The sequence below is a fragment of the Alkalibacterium olivapovliticus genome (assembly GCF_003003275.1).
Lineage (GTDB): Bacteria > Bacillota > Bacilli > Lactobacillales > Carnobacteriaceae_A > Alkalibacterium > Alkalibacterium olivapovliticum.
In genome coordinates, this window is record NZ_PVTO01000023.1 from 1 (window position 1) to 22071 (window position 22071).

Here is a 22071-nt window from a genome sequence, read left to right on the forward strand (position 1 = left end):
CTATTGAGAGTTAGTGGTAACTTCAATATAACATGAAATTCACATGGCGTTTTTTTATGTTAGCCTAGGTGGCTAACTTCATTATAAAATCCAGCTAATAAAAGTCGTTGAAAAAATGATACAATTGTATTAATAAAAACAAAGAGGTGATTAGTATGAAATTACCAAATCTTTTCAAAAATAATAAGAAAGAAACAATAATACGTTTAGAAAATGAACTAAACAGTCTGAAAAATGATCTTACAGATATAAATAAGTTGACTTTATTAGAAATACAAGTAAAAATAGCAACAGGAAAAGAAAAGCTTACTGAACTCAGAACAAGAGAAAACGAATTAGACCAATCAATTAATGATAAGAAAAAAAATATACGGGAGCTCGATTCCAAGCTAGTGTCAATATCAGATGAGCTAGAGATGGAACAATTTAGTTTATACAGGCCAAAATATACTTTTTCAACTGCAATTGGATATAAAGATAGGTTAATAGATATAAGAAATAATCAAAAACAAATGATAAAATCAAAAACTGCTGTTAATTATTTTGATAATTGGACAGTAGATGGTTCAAAATCAAAAGGAAAGAAAATGACTAATGATAATATTAGACTGATAATAAGATCATTTAACAACGAATGCGAAGCTGCAATTAACAAAGTGAAATTTAGTAATATTGAGTCCATTGAAAAGAGAATCATCAATTCTTACGAGCAATTAAATAAGTTGAATTCTTCGAGCAAAGTAAGTTTATCGAAAAGTTTTTTACAGTTAAAGAAAGACGAATTGTATCTAGCTTTTGAATATGAAAGAAAGAAACAGGAAGAGAAGGAAGAATTAAGAGAACAACGCGAACGTGATAGAGAAGAAAAGAAACTTCAACAAGAGATTGAATCTAAGAAAAAATTCCTTAATAAAGATATTAGCCACTATAGTCAAATGGTTGAAGAACTTTTAAGGAAAATTAATTCAGGAGAAAATGAAGACCAAAGAGATTCTTTAAATAAAGAAATTATGGATTTGCAGAAAAAAATCAAAGAAAAAGAAGCTGAAAAAACAGAACTCGATTATAGAGAAGCCCATTCTTCTGCTGGATATGTTTATATAATAAGTAATATTGGTGCTTTCGGAGAAGATACAGTGAAAATTGGAGTTACTAGAAGATTAAATCCATATGAAAGAATAGCAGAATTAAGTAGTGCTTCAGTCCCATTTCCGTTTGATATTCATGCTATAATATTTAGTTACGAGGCCTACCAGTTAGAGAATACTCTTCATAAGAGATTTGATAGTCAACGAATAAATAAGATTAATTCTCGTAAAGAGTTTTTTAAAGTAACTATTGATGAAATTAAAGATACTTTAGAAGAATACAAAGATTTAACTATTGATTTTACAGAACTTCCAGACGCTGAAGAATACAGAGAAACAAAAAAACTAGATATCTCTCATACAGATTGAAAGTTAATGTAAATGTTTAAACATAGGCTAAAATACTTAATAAACTCGAACCCTTGTAATTTTCATAGAGAAAAACCTTGTCAAATAGCATATACTACTTGACAAGGTTTTTCTCTACAGATTTTTAGTTTTATCCCACTGATCCTTCCATCTCGAAACTAATGAGACGGTTCAGTTCAACGGCGTATTCCATTGGTAACTCTTTAGTGAAGGGTTCTACGAATCCCATGACAATCATTTCTGTCGCGGTTTCTTCGCTTAGTCCTCTACTCATCAAGTAGTACAGTTGTTCTTCAGAAATTTTAGATACTTTTGCTTCGTGTTCCAGAGCCACGTTTGAGTTATGGATTTCATTGAATGGAATCGTGTCTGATTTAGACAGGTCATCCATCAAAATCGTATCACACTCGATGTGAGAAATAGAACCAGCTGAGTCTTTACCAAAGGTGACTTGACCACGGTAGTTGACTTCTCCGCCGTCTTTTGCGATTGATTTAGAGACAATTGAGCTGGACGTATTCGGTGCGTTGTGGATCATTTTAGCACCTGTATCTTGTACTTGTCCGGCTCCAGCCATTGCGATAGACATGGTCGTACCCCGTGCGCCGCGTCCGTTTAAGTGGATACTTGGGTATTTCATAGTCGTTTTAGCGCCTAAGTTCCCATCGATCCATTCAACAGTCGCACCTTCTGCAGCTGTGGCACGTTTTGTTACCAGGTTATACACGTTATCTGACCAGTTTTGTATAGTCGTGTAACGGCAGTAAGCATCTTTTTTAACGATGATTTCTACAACGGCAGCATGTAATGAGCTGGTTGAGAAAGTTGGTGCTGTACAGCCTTCAACATAATGGACACTTGCGCCTTCGTCTACAACGATTAATGTACGTTCAAATTGACCCATCATTTCGTTGTTAATACGGAAGTACATTTGTAGAGGAACGTCACATCTAACGCCTTTAGGGACGTAAATGAATGTTCCACCAGACCATACAGAGGCATTCAATGCCGCCAGTTTGTTGTCTGTTGGTGGGACAACTGTACCAAAGTGTTCTTTAAAGATTTCAGGATACTCTTTTAAAGCTGTATCTGTATCTGTAAAGACGATGCCTAGTTTTTCAAATTCTTCTTTCATATTGTGGTAAACCACTTCTGATTCATACTGAGCTCCAGAACCTGCCAGGAATTGACGTTCTGCTTCTGGTACACCTAGACGGTCAAAGGTTTCTTTGATTTTGTCCGGCACATCATCCCAGCTTCTTTCAGATTTCTCGCTTGCTTTACGGTAGTAAGTGTAGTTATCAAAATCAACATCTGATAAGTCTGCTCCCCACTGAGGCATTGGACGAGATCTGTAGTGCTCATATGATTTCAGACGGTAGTCAAGCATCCACTCCGGTTCGTTCTTACGAGCGGAAATGTCACGGATAATACTTTCATTTAACCCTTTACCCGTATCATAAATCGATTCGACATCATCGTGGAATCCGTATTTGTATTCGTTCTTTTCTGGTACTTGAACCATGTAAATTTCCCCTTCCCTCACTTCAAGAAAAGCAGATAAAGCCGCTCTGACACCCTTGAAAAATAGGGAAACTACCCCGAATGAGCATACTGCGCAATTGCCAAGAGACTTTTCGCTTCAGCGAATTAGTCGAATGGTATGCGCTAGCTCGGTAATTTCATCTTTTTTCATGCGGTGTCAGGCTTTAACTGCTAGACAATGGTCATGTTTCTTCATTCAGTATACATCTAATCGTGTTTTAACTGTCCGTCTACGCCTGTGCCGTCTGCTTCGAGGGCTTTTTCAAGTGCTTTCCACGACAGTGTCGCACATTTGATACGAGCCGGAAACTTGGATACACCTGATAACATCATGGCGTCCCCTAGTTCGTGTTTGTGTTCAGCTTCTTCTCCCTGAACGACACCAGAAAATTCATCTGCAAGCATCAAGGCGTCTTCTATCGACTTCCCTAATATTGCGTCTGTCATCATACTGGCACTGGACATCGATATCGTGCAGCCACTGCCTTCGAAACGGACATCTGTTATAATATTCTCTTCAATTGCCATCTGAACCTGGATTACGTCCCCACAGGTCGGGTTTTTCAACTCGATCTGGGTCGTCGCTTTATCCAGCACCCCTCGTCTTCTCGGGTTCTTTGAATGATCCAGTATCACTGCTCGGTATAATTGGTCTAATTTAGTCAAGGCCATCTAAGAAAAACTCCTTCGTGGCTTTCAGTGCCTCTACGAATTTGTCTGCATCAGCAATGGTGTTGTACAGGTAAAAGCTTGCACGTGCTGTAGCAGGCTGGTTGAGATAAGTCATTAACGGTTGTGCACAGTGGTGACCCGCTCTGACAGCGACCCCTTCCATATCCATTGCAGTTGCAACGTCATGAGGGTGAACACCATCGATATTAAATGCGATCACGCCTGTGCGGTCTGAGGCTTTTTTCGGTCCGAAAAGAGTCAGTCCATCAATTTCTTCCAGCTTCGGCATCAAGTAGGCCACCAGATTTTGTTCATGGTCCATTATCCCACTCATGCCGACATTTTCCAAGTAGTCAATTGCAGCACCTAAACCGATCGCTCCGGCAATATTAGGCGTTCCTGCTTCGAATTTCCATGGAAGTTCTTTCCATGTACTGTCCTGCAGTTCTACAAAGTCGATCATCTCTCCGCCAAACTCCAAAGGCTCCATTTGCTCGAGCCATTTGCGTTTACCGTGCAGAACGCCGATACCCGTCGGTGCCATCATTTTATGTCCACTAAAAGCATAAAAATCAGCATCCAACGCTTGAACATCAACTGGCATGTGCGGCACAGCTTGTGCACCGTCCACTACCATGATGCCGCCTTTTTCATGTACATAGTCTGTGATCTCCCTGATCGGGTTCACAACACCGAGTACATTAGAGACATGCGTCAAAGAGACGATCTTTGTATTTTCGGTTATCTTCTTTTTCAAATCAGCCATGTCCAGCATGCCTTCATCTGTCAGTTCGATATACTTCAGATTCGCCCCTTTACGCTTCGCAAGCTGCTGCCAGGGGATGATATTGGAGTGATGTTCCATATAGGAAATCACGATATCATCGCCCCGTTCAACAATTTCATCACCTAAACTTCTAGCCACCCAGTTCAAGCTGGTCGTTGTTCCTCTAGTGAACAAGACTTCAGATGTATCAGGTGCATTGATGAAGCGGCGGACCTTTTCACGTGACCCTTCGTATTGTACTGTTGCACGTTCAGCCAGTGTATGCACGCCTCTGTGCACATTGGCATTCGAGGTATGGTAATAGTCTTCAACGGTCTTGAGTACGGCTTCAGGTTTTTGTGAGGTTGCGGCGTTATCTAAATAAACAAGCGGCTCATCGTTGACATGCTGATCCAGAATTTTAAAATCCTTTCGCAGCTCTTCGTATGGCACGGTCATCTAGAAGTCAACTTCCTTTCGATTGTTTGAACCAGATCATCTCGCATGCTTCTCAGTGGAATAGCTTGAATCACTTTTCCTAAGAATCCGCGGATAACTAAACGTTCGGCTTCTGTTTTTTCGATTCCTCTACTCATCAGGTAATACATTTCTTCCGGGTCCACGCGTCCAACACTGGCTGCGTGACCGGCAGTAACATCATTTTCTTCAATCAGTAAAATCGGATTGGCATCGCCACGGGCTTTATCAGACAGCATCAGTACGCGGGATTCTTGCTGCGCATCTGAGCCTTTTGCTCCGTTTAAGATATGTCCGATTCCGTTAAACGTCAATGTTGCACGGTCTAAAATAACGCCATGCTGGAAAATATTCCCAGTTGTGTTTCTACCGATGTTCACGACATTTGAATCAATGACTTGCGTCTGACGGCCACTGCTGACTCCGACGGCTTTCAAGTCTGTTGATGATCCTTCTCCAACGAGGTCGGTGTCGAAATCACAGATGACATTCCCGGTATTCATAGCCCCGATTGCCCAGTCAATAGATGAATCTCTAGATGTGTGCCCTTTACGGTTAAAGTAAATAGTCGAGTTTTCACCCAGCTGATCGACGGCACTGAACTTAACTTGTGCGCCGGCTTTAGTCACCACTTCGACGACGATATTCCCAGCATTTTTTTTGTTTCCTTTAGTCAGGAACTTTTCAACGTAGTTAAAGCTTGAGTTTGTATCTGCATAAATCAATACGTGTTTAATGTAAGCATCTTCTACTAAGCTGTTTTGAATGAAGATAGCTTCTAGAGGCTCTTCGATCACCACATTTTTCGGTACATATAAGAAAAGTCCAGAATTCATGAAGGCTGCATGGAAAGCCGTTATTTTATTCGTATCAGGCTTAACAGCTTTAGACATATACGCTTCTTTAACTAATTCAGGGTGCTCTCTTAAAGCAGTGTGCATATCAGTAAAGATAACGCCTTTATCCTTTAATGACTCCGGCAGTGTTTCAATGACTGTGTCGTTTCCTGTTTGGATTACGCGTGCAGCGTCCGCTTTGTCTTCGATAAATTCAAACGGATCAACTGTTTTTGATGCAGGTGCGCCTGTCAGGTCAGGAACCTGAAACAGGGGCCAGCGGTTGTATCTTAACCGTTCGATGACGGGTAAGTTCAAGTCTTCAATGTTTTCAAGTGCGTCAAGGCGCATCTGAAGCATCCACTCAGGTTCTTGTAGTCCTCTGGAGAAGGCTTGTAATGCGTCTGAATAACTCACATACTCTTTCGTTTTTAGTTCCATAAGTCAGGGCCTCCTTTAAAATTAGTCTTCTATAAGTTCGATGTCTAATCCTAATTCTTCCATTAGACCTTTGTATCCTTCTGCTTCAAGTTGTTTAGATAGATCTGCTCCACCTGTTTTAACAACGCGTCCGTCCATCATGATGTGAACAACGTCTGGTGTAATGTAGTTCAGTAAACGCTGATAGTGGGTAATGATCAATGATCCGAATCCTTCACCACGCATCGCATTCACCCCTTTTGATACAACTTGCAGGGCATCAATATCGAGTCCTGAATCGATTTCGTCTAAAATAGCGAAAGTCGGTTCGATCATCATTAGCTGCAATATTTCGTTACGTTTTTTCTCTCCACCTGAAAATCCTTCATTCAAGTAACGTTCAGCCATTTCTTCCGGCATATCCAGAACAGCCATTTTTTCATCCAGTTTCGTAATGAAGTCCATAACGCCCATTTTATCGTCGTCTTCACGTCGTGAGTTGATTGCTGCACGCATGAATTCAGCGTTAGTGATTCCAGCAATTTCACTTGGGTATTGAACAGCTAAAAATAGTCCAGCACGGGCACGTTCGTCAACTTCCATTTCCAGAACGTTTTCTCCGTCTAAAAGAACTTCTCCTTCAGTCACTTCGTAGCTTGGGTGTCCCATTATTGCAGCAGAAAGTGTTGATTTCCCTGTTCCGTTTGGTCCCATGATTGCGTGGATTTCCCCTGTCTGCATCTTCAGGTTCACGCCTTTAAGAATTTCTTTGTCCTCAATGGATACATGTAGGTTCTTGATTTCTAATACGGCCATTATGTACCTTCCTTTTCTACTTGTATTTTTTTGAGCAAAAATAGCTAAATCTTCAGTGATTTAGTTTCCTGCTTACAATCCCTAATTTTAGTCTAATTGAGAATCAGAATCAAGGTTTCTTTCGTTAAAAACGTGTGACATCTCATTCTAAGTTGATATAACAGGCTTTCCAGATTGTAAAAGTTATCATCTGAGAGTATTTAAAAAGTCATCAGACACTGATAAGCGCTGATGACTTTTGACTGTATTCAATTAAAGGAGACTTTCCAGTGCCCATGCGATTGGACGCATAGCTGGAATCAGCAATCTCTGCCACCAGATAACGTCATTTTCGTCTGTTTTTTCTCCTGGGATAACCGTGCCGTCTTGTTCGAACAACACACTTTTTTTCAGATAGCTCTCCTCAGCTTCCGTCATAATTTGTTCAGCCAGTTCTTCACTGTCCAGCACAATCATGGACTCTGTGCTCAAGTAGGTACTTCTGGCATCAAAATTGAATGCCCCTACTACACTGATTCGGTCATCTACGACCATTGACTTCATATGAAGAGACGCTTCTTTCGGCTGGTACTCATAATAGTCCAGAAATGAGTCGACAAAGTACTGTCTGCGATTTTCTGTGCCGCTTTGAGCGACCATATTTGAATTGGTTGACATCCCATTGGTTAACAAAATACCTTCATCAATTGTAATATCGGCTTCTTCAATGTGTCTGCGCATGTGACGGTCTGGAATTGTCCAGGATGACTGAATGAAAATCGATTCTTCCGCCTGACTGGCCAGTGTCAGCATATCACTCCAAATATAGGGCTGTTTAAAGTTACGTTCTATACTGTTATGAGTGAAGAACCCACTGTTGATTTCAACAGACCGTTCCACCCAGTTATCTATTTCGCTGACATTGTCACGTTCTTCTAGTTCAATTTTATGTTCTTCATATGTTTCAGTTAAGGCTGCTATTTTTTCATCGGCCAGATTCTGTTCCCATTGGAATAAATTCCGATTATCCTCTGTTTTTGCATACTCACTTTCAAATAAATCAGTATAGTAAGCTCGCATATCTGAAACCAGACTTTCTTCAGCCTGATCAGCATTGATGATCAGGACATCACGGTCATAGGAATACCCCACATCTTCAGCGCTTCTTTCGTAATACAAATCACCCACATTTCGTCCACCGATAATAGCGTACTGATTATCAACAAGCAGCAGCTTATCATGCAGACGATTATTCAAACGCCAGGGAGCCAGCACGATTGAAACGATCGGTTCGTACAGTTTGAGCTCAATATTCGGGTGCGCATTGAATGCTCTCAACACATCCCGGTCATCTCCACGTACCCCGTGAAAAATCCCATCCAGTATGTACCGGACTTCGACTCCTCTGTCCGCAGCTGCCAATATGTAGGCATAAAATAGCTGGACACTTTCGCCGTCTTCCATGTAGAAGTAAGACACGTCGATCGATTCTTCAGCCTGGTCGATAATGTCCATTCGGGCACCAAAAGCATCTAAACCGTACTCCAGCAACGTGACTGTTTCGTCCGTTTCTTTGAACTCGATTACTCTCTCCACAACCCCAGGCGGTGTTCTCAAAGCCACTAAAATGAGCGCTGTGAATATAAAATAAATAACGTACAGGCCGATAATTCCTCCAATTATCTTCCCAACTGTCTTAGCTTTTCTTTTATTCATCCCTTTTCCCCACAATCTAAAACTAACAATACCACTATATTACAGTATTTTTATTAAAATAACACCTTATACTGATCGTTTCATCTCTAACGAGGGTGTTTGATCAGACATTTCTTTCTCTTCAACCTGCATATAAAAACAGCACAGAGAACGATTCCTCTGCGCTATTTCAATGCATGATAAATGCCTATTAATTTTTAAGTTTTTCCGCTATGACAGCTGCTGCTTTTTTGGGCATCACTCTGTACATACGGTCCATCATTTTTGCATCGTTACCGACCATAACACGATACGCATTGTCTTCAATCGCATCGATCATCATCTTAGCTGCATCATCGGCCAAGGTCAACTTATGCTCTCTTCCACTTGTATCAGTAGTCGTTTTACGTTCAACTTGAGAGTTTTTCATTATATTGGTTTTGATGGCACCAGGAAATGCGACAGTTACCCCTACTTTCGTATCCAGAAGTTCAGATCGTAAGCCTTCAGTCATCAGTTTGACGGCTGCTTTAGACGCCCCGTAGATTGATTGGCCCGGTACCGGTAAAAATCCGCCCATACTGGAAATGTTCAAGATATGCCCTTCAGGTCGTTTAAGCAGTTCCGGCAAAAAGCTTTTTACCATATAGAGAGTGCCGTAAAAGTTGACGTTCATAACCTGCTCTATTTTTTCGTAACTTAAATCATTGACGTCTATGAAGGGTTGGATGATACCTGCATTATTTATAATACCGTCGACTGTCCCATGGTGCTCAATTACTTCGTCAACTAAGCGTTCGACCATAGCTCTATCTGTAATGTTGGCCACGTGTGTTGATATTTTGTCCTTTGCATCCGGTGCCAGACGCGTTGTTTCGAGGACCGCGTCTTCATTCATATCCAACGCTGCCACTCGTGCCCCCCTGGTAAGCAGCTCTAATGCAAGCTCTCTTCCCATTCCGGATCCTGCTCCTGTCACGACAATCGTTTTACCTTTTACCTTCATAGCTATCCCTCCTGTTTATGTATTCGCTTTCATTATACATTATATACATAGAAAAAGTATGACTTGTTCACTTTTCACGACAAAGTCACACTTTTTTCTGATTTATTCAGCTTTTGGGCTTTTTTAGCTGGCTAACAGTCTGACTTATTTGTTCTGATCGAGAAATAGCCGAGACAACTGCCACTCCTTCTACGCCTGTTCTCCAAACTTTACCCGCATTTGTTTCATCTATGCCGCCAATTGCTACGGCAGGTAGTCGATTCATTACAGTCATTGCTTCAGTTATTCCGTCAAGCCCGATGATCTCTTCATGGTCTGATTTGGACCTCGGCTTGAATGCCGGTCCAATGCCAGCGTAATCTACCCCTTCTATAGTCGCCGCCTGTTTGAACTGAGTTACATTGTTGGTAGAGAGCCCAATAATGGGATCAGTCCCCAGGCGATCTATGACAGACTGAACAGGATCGTCACCCTGTCCTATATGCACACCGTCTGCATTCAGCACGTCTGCCATCTCAACATTGTCGTTGACGATGAAGGGCACACCATACTGTCTGCATAAAACCTGACATTCTTGAGCTAATGCCAGCGCAGCAACGGAATCCTCTTCCAAACTACCAGGTCCCTTTTCTCTAAACTGAAAACACGTGATACCGGCTTTCAGTGCCTCTTCCAGCACCTCTGTCAGTGACCTTGTTCCACAATCCTGAGAGCCCGCAATATAATAAACTTCCAGTATAGCGTTTATATCTCTTTTCATGAGTGATCCTTTCTATAAGCCCAATGATTTGTGGGTCCGTGACCATGACCAATGTGCAGTTCATTTCGAATAGCAGCCAGTATAAAAGCCTTAGCCGTTCTGACCGCTCCTTCAACGGTATTTCCTTTACCCAGTTCCGCGGCAATACACGCTGCAAAGGTACAACCTGTTCCATGCGTTTCTTTAGTATTGACCCTTGGCGCGTTCAACCAGATTTGCCTGCCATCTTCCAGTACGACCAAATCATCTGCATGCTCTTCATCCAGGGCATGACCGCCTTTAATCACCACATTCCTGCTTCCCTTTTCTCTCAGGATATATGCTGCTTTAAGCATGTCATCTTTGGACACGATTTCGACATCCGTCAACGCTTCTGCCTCAGGGATATTAGGGGTAATGACTGTCGCTAGAGGCGCCAGTACATCTCTCATAACTGTAATTGCTTCTTTTTCCATTAACGAATGGCCGCCTTTAGCAATCATGACCGGATCGATGACTAATGGGACTGTCCTGTAGTCACGGTATGCGTCTGCAATAACGGTCATATAATCTCCGTTGACCAGCATACCTGTCTTCATTGCAGAAACGGTGAAGTCAGAAAAAATCGACTCCCACTGTGCTTTTACCATTTCAACTGGAACAGGGTGAACACTTTGAACGCCCATTGTATTTTGTGCTGTGATTGCTGTAATAACAGACATGCCGAATACATCGCGTTCCTGGAACGTTTTCAGATCCGCCTGAATCCCTGCGCCACCGCCACTGTCACTTCCTGCTATAGTCAATACTTGAGGTACTTTAATCATACGTTTATCTTCTCCATTCTATGATTGTGAGTCAACTCGTCATCAGTCAAATCTGCTAATGCATCGATCAGGCCAGCTCGAAAGGTTCCTGGACCAGACACACCACTCGCGACTGCCTTTTCAGCTGCAATGCCAAAGGCACAGTGCGCTTTGACTGTAGCAGTCAGCCAGTCTGTTGACGCCATATTCGATAAAAAGGCCCCAATAATACCACTCAGCATACAGCCGCTGCCTGTAATCCGTCCTAATAACGAGTCCCCATTATGAATGGAATAGGTTGCGTGACCATCGCTGACGATATCGACCACTCCTGAAATAGCAACTATGCAGTTTAAATCTCGGGCACATCGTTCTGCTATATCAACCGGCAACTCTTCACTGTCTAAAGCATCTACCCCTTTTGATTGGCGATGCACTCCGATTAGCGACGCAATTTCAGCTGTGTTTCCGCGTATAACTGAGAAATCAACTGATTCAAGGAGCTGTTGAGCAGCTGTCTGTCTGAAGTGAGTAGCACCTACTCCAACAGGATCAAAGATAACAGGTACGTTGAGATCATTGGCTTTTTTTCCAGCAGCAAGCAGACTGTCTATTCTCTGAGGTGTCGGTGTCCCCAGGTTCAATACTACTGCATCTGCCAATGTCACGACCTCTTCAACTTCTTCGACAGCAAGTGCCATAATAGGTGATGCACCGATAGCCAGCAGGGTATTCGCTACATCATTGGCTACGACCAGATTGGTAATGTTATGGATTAACGGGTTCATTTTACGTATGTTTTGAATGGGATGATTTAAATCCACTTTTATCCTCCTCAGTTTGTGCTGATTAAACAAAAAAAACTTCCACTAGAAAAGTGGAAGAGATGAATGTAAAAATAAGCACACCGACTGATCGTCTTGTCCTATTCATCTTCCCTTCGCTAGCATTATCTAGATTGGGTCAAGGGTCAGGTCTTACCTTTCTCAGCTGCTTAGCTCCCCTGATGACGTCGCATATATTTCCTTTCAGTTTATCACAGTTTATATGCGTGTACTAGTCTCACGACACAGAAAAATGCAGAGCGTTTAAGCCCTGCATTCAGTCTGTTATTACCCGTGGTATTCGCCTTTAGTCGCAATATTTTCTTTACTGATTTCGTTTATAATTACAGTCACCGCTTCTTTAGACGCACCAGTGTGAGTTTCCACTGCTTTAACGACATCCTTGATCAACCCTTCTTTCTGGTCTTTCGAACGCCCTTCTATCATTTCTACGTGTACTATTGGCATACTATTTCTCCTCTCGCTCTCAATATTTTATTTTAAAAATGCTTCCGTATTTAATTGATTAAAATCAGTCTCAGCTAAGTCTGTCACGACCAGAATCCAGTTTTCTTCTTTTTCAGAAGCATTCAGCAGTTCCGGTTCATCTTCTAATTCCTGATGGACTGATTTCACTGTCACATCAAAAGGAATAGTGAACTCTGTAACAGCCTTAGCGCCCTCAACGTTCAGAATGGGGTCCCCTTTTTTCATGGCCCCTTCTTTTGTGCTCAATTCAGCAAACATGACTTCTCCAACGTCGTCCTGCCCTTTTTCAGACAAGCCCACACGATAATCCGTTTCATCTACTTTTTCAACCCATAATCCGTTCGGATGGTATTTGATTGTCATAATCTTATTCTCCTTTTTTCCACACGTTTTCATACTCTTCTACTTTAAATCCTGACGTGCAGGTGGATCCTTCTACAGCAAAAGGTCGTTTGACCAGCATTCCATTTTCAGAAAGCCGGCGAGCCGCTTCTGCTACAGACATGTCAGGTAGGGTCTCTTTTAAATTCTGCTCTCTATAGGCATTTCCACTTGTATTGAAAAACGATTTGATTGAGCGGTCTGCATTTGTTAAAAACGACTCCCACTCTTCTTTAGACGGAGATTCCTCTAACAGACTGATCGTCTCGTATTCTACCGCGTGCTCATCCAGCCATTTCACAGCTTTCTTACACGTTGAGCAGCGTGGGTGACAATAAAATTTCATTAAACCCCTCCTAATATCTCTTATCTATTATAGACCACTTCACACAAAAAATAAAAGGAAGAGTTATGAAAAGCATTTGTCTTTAAGAGAGTTTACAGGTTGAAAAATGATAAGTCGCTACCATTTTTATTGAAAGATGTGCAGTTACCGTGTTTTATGCTTTGAAGTGAAGGAACAGTGGGAAGTCTGAACCCAACATATCCCCTAGCTTGCCCACTCAAATTTACTTCCGATTTTAGTGGGAAGGTAAACCCGCTAACTTACCCACCCAAATCCATTCTCGCTGCGACTGGGAGCGTAAACCCGTTAACTTACCCTCCCAAATCAACTCTCGCTGCCAGTGGGAAGGTAAACCCGTTAACTTACCAACTCGACTAATATCGCCTGATGAGCTGACAGGTAAAACTGATCGAAAGAAAAAAGGAAGAATCATCGAAATGATTCTCCCCTTTCACTCTTTTTCACTTTAGCGAGTTAGATATCTTTCATATTTTTTTCTGTGTCTTCACGTTCTTCTATTTCTTCTTCTTTCAGCTTGTTGACTTTAAATAATCGTCTCTTCATTATGACAGTCTCAGATTCGTCTGGATACCCTGTCCAGTTGGAATCTTCCATTTTTTTCTCATTACGTTTAACAGCTTCATATTCCGGAACGGACATATGATTTTTCCATTCGAATATGATAGCATTCAGGAGTGCTCCCAGTAGTATGACAATACTCGTGAAATAAAGGAACAGCATTAATGCCAGGAACCCACCGAAAGTCGCGTTAGTTAGAGCATCGTCACTCGCTACCGCTAAATAAATGGAAAACCCTTGAGTCAGCAGCATCCAGGCAATTGTTGCAAATATCGCTCCCTGGTAAGAGTACTTGAATGAAAGATGATGATTTGGAACAAACCTGTAAACGATCAACAATACGGCAAAGAGAATGACTATAAGGATAACCCATCTGAGTAACAGGAACTCCTGAACAAACGGTATATCAAAACCAATGGTGTTCTGCACAAATTCTAATATTTGTTCTCCAAATACAAATATGAAAAGAGCGGCACCAATAACGAACAGTATGCCAATCATGACAAATAGAGATAAAATACGCCCGATGACAAAATTCTTCTTCTGCACTGAGCCATACACATCATCCAGCACTCGTCTTAAAATCGTAATAACTTTACTGGCTGACCATATTGCCGTCAATAACCCGAATGAAATGAATCCTCCACTGGCGCTTTCAAGGTACCCTTCAAGAATCGGTTCAATAATATTAAAAATATCCTGAGGCACAAAATCGGCTACAATAGCTAGCATTTCATTTGTTTCGATTGGCAGCAGCGGAATAACGTTGGCTATAAGCAATAAGAGCGGGAAAAGAGAGAGTAGGACAAAATAGGCCATTTCAGCCCCACTCTGATTTACAGTTGCTCGTTCCCAATTGGATTGGAAAATTTGAATCAACCTCAGCAGTTTATCTTTGCGCGGTATTTTTTCTTCTAATTTTTCTACTTTCTGCACAATTTCACTTCCTTTCTTCAACATTTACTTTTTTTAATCTTACCATAAGAAGCTTTACAACCACTATTCATAAGCTTTCGTAAAAAAAATAAGCAAAGCAGTCTCAGCTGCTTTGCTTCATTATTTCTTTATTCATCATGTAAGTTATATTCTTCGATTACCAGCTGAACGCCTTCATCAACTGAACGGGCCGTTCTTTTTTTACCTGTTTTAAATTCCACTGACACCGGGCCATCTTCTTTCTGCATGATTTTACCGATAACTTTTTTGCGGACGACTAATTCCAGTTCAGTATAGTTGCCTTTACTGTTCTCCGTTTCGTTTATTTCAACTTCAATGTTTTTATTCCGTTTACTCATATGTTATTTTCCTCCAGTTCGATCTCTAACTACCGTCTTTTCAGTTTACTAAAAAAGCCGCATAAGAGCAAGTATATAAACTGATTCTGCTTAATCAAGTACAATCGTTATTTTTGTTATCTCTTTCTATTTCTCATATAATCTAGATAGCATAAAAAAAGGAGAAATGAACATGAAACTTGTACGCTATAGCCATAATAAGGTTCCAGGTGAATTTTTAGGTGTACAGACAGAAGACGGAATCCTGGCTATACAGAGATTAGCAGACCATCTCAATGCAACGATTCCCTTAAGTATGACTGATTTACTGAAGAGCGTAGATGATGGACTCGATCTAATCAGACAGGTTATCGATCAGGCAGGCGATCTGCATTTTTCACTGGATAATTACTTATTGGCTGAGTCAGACATTCATTATCTGCCAGTCATCAATCAGCCGGAGAAAATTCTTTGTGTGGGAATGAATTATGTGGACCATGTCAAAGCCACCGGCGGAGAAGTGCCTGTTAGTCCTGTCTTCTTTAATAAATTTCCAAATGCACTGGCAGCACATAAGCAGACGATACCTCTGCCTTCTATTACTCAGAAGGTTGATTATGAAGCCGAACTTGTGATTATCATTGGAAAACGCGTTAACAGCGTGTGCGAGAAAGCAGCCAAAGATGCTATTTTCGGTTACACTATCGGAAACGATTTAAGTGACCGTGCATTACAGTTTCAGTCATCTCAGTGGATGATCGGTAAAACACTTGATTACTTTGCACCAGTTGGCCCTTCCATTGTGACAAAAGATGAGCTACCTAATGTAGAGAACTTGGCCATTCAGACAAAATTAAATGGTAAGATCGTTCAGGACAGTTCCACTTCAGAAATGATTTTCTCAGTGTCAAAAATCGTAAGCCAGGCCAGTCAGTATATGACATTAAACCCTGGAGACATGATATTTACAGGGACCCCAAGCGGTGTAATACTTGAACAATCCAATCCAGACTGGCTTAAAGCCAAGGACAGACTGGACATTACGATTGATAAAATCGGCACCTTAACAAATCATCTTGTATAATGTGTTGAGCCATTAATTAAGGAAAGACCCCAGGGATCAGATTTTAATGCTGATCTCTGGGGTCTTTGATTAGTAATCTATCAGGTATTGCTGATTTCCACGCCTTCGGTAACCTCTTTTGGCTGCCCGTGTCTCGGTGTACGAGACTGATGCTGGAATGGATAGCGGATACCAAGTGAATGTTTCGCAATTTTTGCTGAGTGATCAGACATACGTTCCAGGTTAGAAACGATATCTACAAACAAAATTCCGTCAGATGGCAGGCCGACTCCTGAGTTTAGTCGTTCAATGTATTTGATTCTGATTTCATTTTCCAGGCGGTTTACTTCTTTTTCACGCTTGATGACGCCACCGGCTAATGAGTAACTGTCTTCTGTGAAGGACTTGACCGCGTCCTGAATATTTTGTTCTACTAAATGGAACAAGGCAATCAAATCTTCATCATAGAAGATTTTCTCCGGTTGCTTGCCATTCTTATTTTTAGCATGTTTCTTATTTGCTCTGACCGCTTCTTTGATATTATTTAAGATGTTTTCACTGTGATCCCCAATACGTTCGAGGTACTTCGTGATATCCATCATCTGTGCGTGCTCCGTTGAGCTCTTGAGCGGCAGATCCTCTACCGATATCAGCATGAGGTACTCTGTTAAATGCGTGTCGATCTTGTTTACGACATCTTCCATCTGCAGAGTGTTTGCCAGGCTGACTTCATCCTGATTTTTATAGTACTTGAACATTTCGCGATACTCTTCAAGGACGAATTCACCCATCTGATGTATTTCACGTTTTGCCTGGTTCAAGGCGACTGATGGCGCAGTGGTGATCAATGAATAATCAAGATGTGATGCATCGTATTCAATGAGGGCATCATCACCCGGTACTATTTTGGACACTATGGCTGCCAGTTGACTGATGAACCACATTTGGATCAGTACGTTGACGACGTTGAACATACCATGACCGAATGCAATCTGCATAGCGGGGTTAAGGTTCAACGCACCTGAAATGGCGATCAGTAAATTAGTAAAAGGTGTCAGCACGATTAGGACCAGTGCTGTTCCGACAAGGTTGAATATAACATGAGAAGCAGATGAGCGTTTAGCTGCTACACTAGCTCCTACAGCGGCAATAATGGCTGTAAAGGTCGTTCCGATATTACTACCGAATAAAATAGGTAAAGCCGCAGTCAGTTCCATGCTGCCTTGACCATACAACTCTTGAATAATTCCGATTGTTGCAGTTGAGCTTTGTAAGACAAAGGTCAACAGTGTTCCGCCAACAACGCCCAGGAATGGATTATCAGATAAGGTAACCATCAGTTCCCTGAACATTTCCAAATCCCTCAGCGGCCTCATCGCATCCCCCATGAGCGTCAGCCCGTAGAAAATAGTTCCGATACCGAAGAAGACTTGTCCGATATTATTGATGATCGGACGTTTAAAGAAGAACAGCATGGCTGATCCGATTGCAATGATCGGCAGCGCATAAGCTCCAATGTTAAACCCGATGATAAAAGCAGTAGCTGTTGTTCCAATATTGGCTCCCATAATGACACCAATCGCTTGTTTCAGCTTCATAAATCCGGCACTGACTAATCCAACCGTCAGGACGGTCGTCCCTGTACTCGTTTGAAACAGAATGGTTACAAATATACCGGCTAAAATAGCTCGAAGTGGTGTGGATGTAAATTTATTGAGAATTTCTCGTAAACTATCCCCTGCACTTTTCTGTAATCCATCTCCCATATATTTCAGTCCGAACAGGAAAATCCCCAGTCCTCCGAAAAACATGAATGCTATCTGTTGTGTGTCCAAACAAAACCCTCCATCTTAATAGTTATCTAGTTTTAGAACTCCAAAAAGACTGTCTGAATGAAACAGTTCTTCCTTATTGCCATTTTGGTCATTCTATCTCTTATCTTAAAACTAAATTTACTGAAAAAATACATTAATCTGCTTTATTAGAAAAATTTAATATAAATAGACTAATTTTAACTGATCAGTTTTCCGCTAAGTAATCGCTATCATTTTTATTAGCGCTCCTGTATCCTTATTTCCGTATGAATAGGTATTTATAAAATCAATTATTCGGTTTTGTGATTCTGAAAATAATACTAATGCGTTTACATTCTCTCTCGTTTTCTTATCTCACCGTATCCTGTCTTGACACCATTTTCATCTAAAGTTCACATTTTAGTAACAAAAGAGGATTTCTCATTTTTTAAAAAAAGAAGAGACGCAAAAAAACAGAGAAAAATCTCTGTTTTAAGCGTCTTTAAATTTTTTCAGGAACTCTACCATATGATGCGTTCCCTGTTCAAAATCAGTCAAGCGGATAGACTCATTAGGTGCATGGGCTTTTCCTTCGGCATGACCGCAGCCACTGCTGGCTACTGGAATCCCGAGGTGCTCTCCGAAGCTGAACATTGGACCAGTACCAGGATTTGTCGGCGACAGTACAACTTCGCTGCTTGTGCCATAGACTTCTTCAGCAGATTCTTTCACTGTCTGAACGAATGGATGATCGATATCTGAACGGAATGCTTTTGACCCTTTCAGTAAATCAAGTTTGACATCCGCAAATCCGTTTTTATCCAAGTGCTGTCTAAGTAACTGTTCAATTTTTAAAGGATCCTGACCTGGAACTAAACGGCAGTCCAGTTTAGCAGAAGCCTTTCTAGGCAGAACGGTCTTAGTTCCCTCATCAGTATAGCCTGAAAGCAGACCACAAATCGTCATGGTTGGGTAAAATGCCAACGCTTCTTCAGCAGTCCAGTCCAGCTGTTCAGTAATAAACGGGTGTTTTAACCCATATATGGCGGCAATCTTGTCCTGACTGACTTTTTTCTCTTTTACTGCCTGCTGTGCAGAAGCTGAGGGCTGTTCAATATCATCATAAAAACCATCTACCAAAACATGATTATGTTTATCTCTCAATGAAGCCAATGCATGAGTCAGACGCCAGGCTGCATTGTCCACTACTGCTCCAAGGGACGAATGAATATCGACGTCTGCACTTTCTACAAACACATCAAAGTAAGCCATTCCTTTAACGCCAGTTTCAATGACAAATTGTTCTTTCTCATTTTTCCCGCCGAACTCCCAGATGCAGCCATCACTTTTGAATAAATCTGCGTATTTTTTAAGGTAGGCATCCAGATTGGGACTACCGTTTTCTTCTTCCCCTTCAACAAGAAACTTCACATTGCAGGGCAAACCTTCCTCACTTTGCATTAAGTACTCGATAGCATATAAACGCAGAATGAAATTTGCTTTATTGTCTGTCACTCCACGACAAAATAGTTTGCCGTCAATGACAGTGGGGTCAAACGGATCCGTTTCCCACTCGTCCAATGGGTCCTCAGGCTGAACATCGTAGTGATTGTAAAATAAAACAGTCTTATCAGCATTCCCTTTAGGCCCTGCCTTGAAAAAGCCGTAGACGACCGGATTCCCGCCCAGGTCATCGAGCACTTGAAAATCGCCGCCCGTTGAGCTGATCAATTCCGTGACGTACTTAACGGTCGGCTCAATCGACCGATTTTGAGTTGAAACGGAATCCAATCTCAGATAATCGAAAAATTCCTTTTTACGCTTGTCGATAATAGTTTTCACACTATTGCTGCTCGTCTGCATTCTTTTTCCTCCAATTTAGTGCAAAAAGACAAAGATAAGACAGTCGTTAACGGACTTCTCATCGATGTCTTTTTACCTCAGGCATATTGTTTTGCTTTTTTTAACAGTTTTTCTCGTTTTTTTCTATACAGTGCCACTTCGTCTTTGTGGCAATAGATATAATGTTCAGGAGCGATTTCGTGCAGTCTGACATTATCAAGATCATCGTAATGATGGTAAGCAGGATCATATTCCGTTCGCACACGGCTTCTTTCTGTTTCCGGATCCGGTGTCGGAATAGCTGATAACAGTGACTCTGTATAGGGATGAAGCGGCGCGATGTATAATTCATCTGCTTCACACACTTCAAGAATTCGGCCATTATTCATGACGCCAATACGGTCACTGATATATTTCACCATAGAGAGGTCATGAGCAATAAACAGATACGTCAGGTTATTGCTTTCTTTCAGTTCGATCAGAAGATTGATAACCTGCGCTTGAATGGATACATCCAGAGCAGAAATAGCTTCGTCACAGATGATAAAGTCTGGTTCAACAGCTAATGCTCTAGCAATACCGACACGCTGGCATTGTCCTCCTGAAAACTCTTTAGGGTAACGATTGGCAAACTGCCTGTTCAGCCCGACAGATTCCAAAAGCTCATAGACTCTTTCTGTTCGTTCCTTGCTGTTTTCACTCATTCCATGCACTTTCAAAGCGCCACCTATAATTTCTTTAACGGTTAATCTCGGATTCAAAGAGGCATAGGGATCCTGAAAAATCATCTGCATGGATTTACGGAATTTCAGCAGATCTTTTCGTCTCTTGATCCCTGAAATATCTTGTCCTTTATAGGTGATCTGACCACCAGTCAAGTCCCCCAGTTTAATGAGTGCACGACCCGTCGTCGACTTTCCGCTTCCGGATTCGCCCACTAATCCAAAGGTCTCGCCTTCATAAATAGAGAAGCTGACATCTTTGACAGCACGAACTTCACTTTTCTTGCCTGCATTAAAATACTGTTTGAACTCTTTTATTTCAACGATCGGCTTTCTTTTTTTAGGTTCTGCTGCCAATGGCTTCGCCTCCTACTCTAATCGCCTGACTCTTTCCCGACTGTAACGACTCATATTTTTCCTTGCGTCTGACCACCTCGTTAGGCGGAGTAACTGACGGGGCACTTGGGTGAAGCAGCCATGTTTTTGCAAAGTGCGTATCTGTAATTTTAAATAAGTCTGGTTCTTTGTGAAAATCGATTTCCAAGGCGTATTCATTACGTGCTGCGAAGGCATCTCCCTCTGGTGGATTCAATAAGTTAGGAGGTGATCCTGGGATGGTATACAAATCCGTCTGTCCAACATCGAGTGTCGGCATGGAAGCCAAAAGCCCCCAGGTGTAAGGATGCATAGGGTTATAGAAAATTTCATCCGCTGTTCCTATTTCCACGATTTGCCCTGCATACATAACAGCCACACGGTCAGCCATCTGTGCAACGACACCTAGGTCGTGTGTAATGAAAATGATAGAGGTATCCAGCTCTTTTTTCAGTTTGTTCATCAAATCAAGGATCTGAGCCTGAATGGTTACATCCAGGGCAGTCGTCGGCTCATCAGCTATAAGGATTTTAGGCTCACAGGCCAATGCGATAGCGATCATAACCCTTTGTCTCATTCCGCCTGAAAACTGGTGTGGGTAATGTTTATATTTTTTAGTCGGTTCTTTAATGCCAACCAGATCCATCAGTTCAAGCGCACGCTGTTTTGCTTTTTCTTTACTGACCCCTTTGTGTTTCATAACCGGTTCAGCAATCTGTTTGCCTACCTGCATAGTCGGATTGAGTGAGGTCATGGGATCCTGGAAAATCATAGCAATATCATTTCCGCGGACCTTCTGCATTTCCTTTTCTGAAACAGTTAACAGGTCCCGACCTTCAAAAAGAATCTCACCACTTTCGATAATGGTGTTCTTTTTAGGTAGCAGTCGATTGATTGCTTTAGTGGAAACAGATTTCCCGCTTCCGGATTCTCCTACGATTGCCAGCGTTTCTCCTTTTTTCAGAGAAAAATTAACGCCTCGAACAGCCTGTACAACTCCTTCAAAGGTCTGGAAAGAAATTGCCAAATCATTAACTTCCAAAATTGTTCTATCTTCCATTTCTTTCACCTCGTTCTTTCTAAGCTTATGTCAGTCTCACTAATTGAAAAAGAGACACCCATTAAACGTTATATATATGAGTGTCTCTTTCCATCAGCTTTCGCCTGTA

Annotated in this window: 21 protein-coding genes and 1 riboswitch; of the genes, 2 read left to right on the forward strand and 19 right to left on the reverse strand. The window is 41.6% G+C overall.

Annotated elements, in window-relative coordinates; translation table 11 throughout:
* The first annotated feature begins 155 nt into the window (after nt 1-155).
* The gene (locus tag CLV38_RS10200) at nt 156-1457 is read left to right on the forward strand and encodes an SNIPE associated domain-containing protein (RefSeq protein WP_106195113.1); all 1302 of its coding nucleotides are present in this window, start codon (nt 156-158) and stop codon (nt 1455-1457) included.
* A 130-nt stretch (nt 1458-1587) separates the two neighbouring features.
* On the opposite strand, the gene sufB is transcribed toward CLV38_RS10200, so the two are convergent.
* From sufB to CLV38_RS10275, 15 genes are all read right to left on the reverse strand, one after another.
* Complete coding sequence (sufB, locus tag CLV38_RS10205; RefSeq protein ID WP_106195116.1) at nt 1588-2982, reverse strand: Fe-S cluster assembly protein SufB; 1395 nt, start codon at nt 2980-2982, stop codon at nt 1588-1590.
* 227 nt (nt 2983-3209) lie between these two features.
* A complete protein-coding gene (sufU, locus tag CLV38_RS10210) occupies nt 3210-3674 on the reverse strand; it encodes a Fe-S cluster assembly sulfur transfer protein SufU (protein WP_106195120.1) in 465 nt (154 codons plus the stop codon).
* Nucleotides 3661-4899 (reverse strand): cysteine desulfurase, encoded by a 1239-nt coding sequence (locus CLV38_RS10215; RefSeq protein WP_106195123.1) that lies wholly within the window; start codon nt 4897-4899, stop codon nt 3661-3663. Before CLV38_RS10215 ends, sufU begins: the two co-directional genes overlap by 14 nt.
* Nucleotides 4896-6194, reverse strand: coding sequence for a Fe-S cluster assembly protein SufD (gene sufD, locus CLV38_RS10220; RefSeq protein WP_106195126.1), 1299 nt, complete (start codon nt 6192-6194; stop codon nt 4896-4898). Before sufD ends, CLV38_RS10215 begins: the two co-directional genes overlap by 4 nt.
* Before the next feature lie 21 nt (nt 6195-6215).
* Nucleotides 6216-6989, reverse strand: a complete 774-nt coding sequence (gene sufC / locus CLV38_RS10225; RefSeq protein WP_106195129.1) for a Fe-S cluster assembly ATPase SufC — start codon at nt 6987-6989, stop codon at nt 6216-6218.
* A gap of 252 nt (nt 6990-7241) precedes the next feature.
* Complete coding sequence (locus CLV38_RS10230) at nt 7242-8684, reverse strand: phospholipase D-like domain-containing protein (protein ID WP_106195132.1); 1443 nt, start codon at nt 8682-8684, stop codon at nt 7242-7244.
* Nucleotides 8685-8874: 190 nt separating this feature from the next.
* Complete coding sequence (locus CLV38_RS10235) at nt 8875-9669, reverse strand: SDR family NAD(P)-dependent oxidoreductase (protein ID WP_106195134.1); 795 nt, start codon at nt 9667-9669, stop codon at nt 8875-8877.
* A gap of 106 nt (nt 9670-9775) precedes the next feature.
* Nucleotides 9776-10429 (reverse strand): thiamine phosphate synthase, encoded by a 654-nt coding sequence (gene thiE, locus CLV38_RS10240; RefSeq protein WP_106195137.1) that lies wholly within the window; start codon nt 10427-10429, stop codon nt 9776-9778.
* Complete coding sequence (gene thiD, locus CLV38_RS10245) at nt 10426-11235, reverse strand: bifunctional hydroxymethylpyrimidine kinase/phosphomethylpyrimidine kinase (protein ID WP_106195140.1); 810 nt, start codon at nt 11233-11235, stop codon at nt 10426-10428. Before thiD ends, thiE begins: the two co-directional genes overlap by 4 nt.
* Entirely contained in the window at nt 11232-12038 is an 807-nt protein-coding gene (gene thiM, locus CLV38_RS10250; protein ID WP_106195143.1) for a hydroxyethylthiazole kinase, read from the reverse strand. The genes thiD and thiM overlap by 4 nt, the downstream gene beginning before the upstream one ends.
* 93 nt (nt 12039-12131) lie before the next feature.
* A riboswitch (TPP riboswitch) is annotated at nt 12132-12229 on the reverse strand.
* A gap of 97 nt (nt 12230-12326) precedes the next feature.
* A complete protein-coding gene (locus CLV38_RS10255; RefSeq protein ID WP_281260052.1) occupies nt 12327-12530 on the reverse strand; it encodes a 2-hydroxymuconate tautomerase in 204 nt (67 codons plus the stop codon).
* A 3-nt stretch (nt 12531-12533) separates the two neighbouring features.
* Nucleotides 12534-12890: a glycine cleavage system H family protein gene (locus CLV38_RS10260; RefSeq protein WP_106195149.1), complete on the reverse strand. Its 357-nt coding sequence runs from the start codon at nt 12888-12890 to the stop codon at nt 12534-12536.
* Between the two features lie 4 nt (nt 12891-12894).
* Nucleotides 12895-13254 carry an arsenate reductase family protein gene (locus CLV38_RS10265; protein ID WP_106195152.1) on the reverse strand — a complete coding sequence of 120 codons (360 nt, stop codon included), beginning with the start codon at nt 13252-13254 and terminating at the stop codon, nt 12895-12897.
* A 474-nt stretch (nt 13255-13728) separates the two neighbouring features.
* Nucleotides 13729-14769: a YihY/virulence factor BrkB family protein gene (locus CLV38_RS10270; RefSeq protein WP_170068880.1), complete on the reverse strand. Its 1041-nt coding sequence runs from the start codon at nt 14767-14769 to the stop codon at nt 13729-13731.
* 128 nt (nt 14770-14897) lie between these two features.
* Entirely contained in the window at nt 14898-15128 is a 231-nt protein-coding gene (locus CLV38_RS10275; protein ID WP_106195157.1) for a DUF2969 family protein, read from the reverse strand.
* A 172-nt stretch (nt 15129-15300) separates the two neighbouring features.
* Here CLV38_RS10275 and CLV38_RS10280 point away from each other — a divergent pair, with 172 nt between their 5' ends.
* Complete coding sequence (locus CLV38_RS10280; protein ID WP_170068881.1) at nt 15301-16191, forward strand: fumarylacetoacetate hydrolase family protein; 891 nt, start codon at nt 15301-15303, stop codon at nt 16189-16191.
* 80 nt (nt 16192-16271) lie between these two features.
* Here CLV38_RS10280 and CLV38_RS10285 read toward each other — a convergent pair whose 3' ends face one another.
* The 4 genes from CLV38_RS10285 to CLV38_RS10300 form a co-directional block, all read right to left on the reverse strand.
* On the reverse strand, nt 16272-18005 hold the full coding sequence (locus CLV38_RS10285; protein ID WP_245920581.1) for a Na/Pi cotransporter family protein: 1734 nt from the start codon (nt 18003-18005) through the stop codon (nt 16272-16274).
* A 450-nt stretch (nt 18006-18455) separates the two neighbouring features.
* Nucleotides 18456-19826, reverse strand: a complete 1371-nt coding sequence (locus CLV38_RS10290; RefSeq protein ID WP_106195165.1) for a M20/M25/M40 family metallo-hydrolase — start codon at nt 19824-19826, stop codon at nt 18456-18458.
* A 77-nt stretch (nt 19827-19903) separates the two neighbouring features.
* Nucleotides 19904-20884, reverse strand: a complete 981-nt coding sequence (locus CLV38_RS10295; RefSeq protein WP_106195168.1) for an ABC transporter ATP-binding protein — start codon at nt 20882-20884, stop codon at nt 19904-19906.
* The gene (locus CLV38_RS10300) at nt 20868-21962 is read right to left on the reverse strand and encodes an ABC transporter ATP-binding protein (RefSeq protein ID WP_106195173.1); all 1095 of its coding nucleotides are present in this window, start codon (nt 21960-21962) and stop codon (nt 20868-20870) included. Before CLV38_RS10300 ends, CLV38_RS10295 begins: the two co-directional genes overlap by 17 nt.
* Nucleotides 21963-22071: the final 109 nt, after the last annotated feature.

Excerpts from the sequence above, each read along its gene's own strand:
- CLV38_RS10215 (WP_106195123.1), bottom strand. The coding sequence starts at position 4,899 with ATGACCGTGCCATACGAAGAGCTGCGAAAGGATTTTAAAATTCTGGAT.
- sufU (WP_106195120.1), bottom strand. The coding sequence starts at position 3,674 with ATGGCCTTGACTAAATTAGACCAATTATACCGAGCAGTGATACTGGAT.
- CLV38_RS10265 (WP_106195152.1), bottom strand. The coding sequence starts at position 13,254 with ATGAAATTTTATTGTCACCCACGCTGCTCAACGTGTAAGAAAGCTGTG.
- sufD (WP_106195126.1), bottom strand. The coding sequence starts at position 6,194 with ATGGAACTAAAAACGAAAGAGTATGTGAGTTATTCAGACGCATTACAA.
- thiE (WP_106195137.1), bottom strand. The coding sequence starts at position 10,429 with ATGAAAAGAGATATAAACGCTATACTGGAAGTTTATTATATTGCGGGC.
- thiD (WP_106195140.1), bottom strand. The coding sequence starts at position 11,235 with ATGATTAAAGTACCTCAAGTATTGACTATAGCAGGAAGTGACAGTGGC.
- sufB (WP_106195116.1), bottom strand. The coding sequence starts at position 2,982 with ATGGTTCAAGTACCAGAAAAGAACGAATACAAATACGGATTCCACGAT.
- sufC (WP_106195129.1), bottom strand. The coding sequence starts at position 6,989 with ATGGCCGTATTAGAAATCAAGAACCTACATGTATCCATTGAGGACAAA.
- CLV38_RS10275 (WP_106195157.1), bottom strand. The coding sequence starts at position 15,128 with ATGAGTAAACGGAATAAAAACATTGAAGTTGAAATAAACGAAACGGAG.
- CLV38_RS10200 (WP_106195113.1), top strand. The coding sequence starts at position 156 with ATGAAATTACCAAATCTTTTCAAAAATAATAAGAAAGAAACAATAATA.
- CLV38_RS10300 (WP_106195173.1), bottom strand. The coding sequence starts at position 21,962 with ATGGAAGATAGAACAATTTTGGAAGTTAATGATTTGGCAATTTCTTTC.
- CLV38_RS10260 (WP_106195149.1), bottom strand. The coding sequence starts at position 12,890 with ATGACAATCAAATACCATCCGAACGGATTATGGGTTGAAAAAGTAGAT.
- CLV38_RS10290 (WP_106195165.1), bottom strand. The coding sequence starts at position 19,826 with ATGCAGACGAGCAGCAATAGTGTGAAAACTATTATCGACAAGCGTAAA.
- CLV38_RS10280 (WP_170068881.1), top strand. The coding sequence starts at position 15,301 with ATGAAACTTGTACGCTATAGCCATAATAAGGTTCCAGGTGAATTTTTA.
- CLV38_RS10230 (WP_106195132.1), bottom strand. The coding sequence starts at position 8,684 with ATGAATAAAAGAAAAGCTAAGACAGTTGGGAAGATAATTGGAGGAATT.
- CLV38_RS10235 (WP_106195134.1), bottom strand. The coding sequence starts at position 9,669 with ATGAAGGTAAAAGGTAAAACGATTGTCGTGACAGGAGCAGGATCCGGA.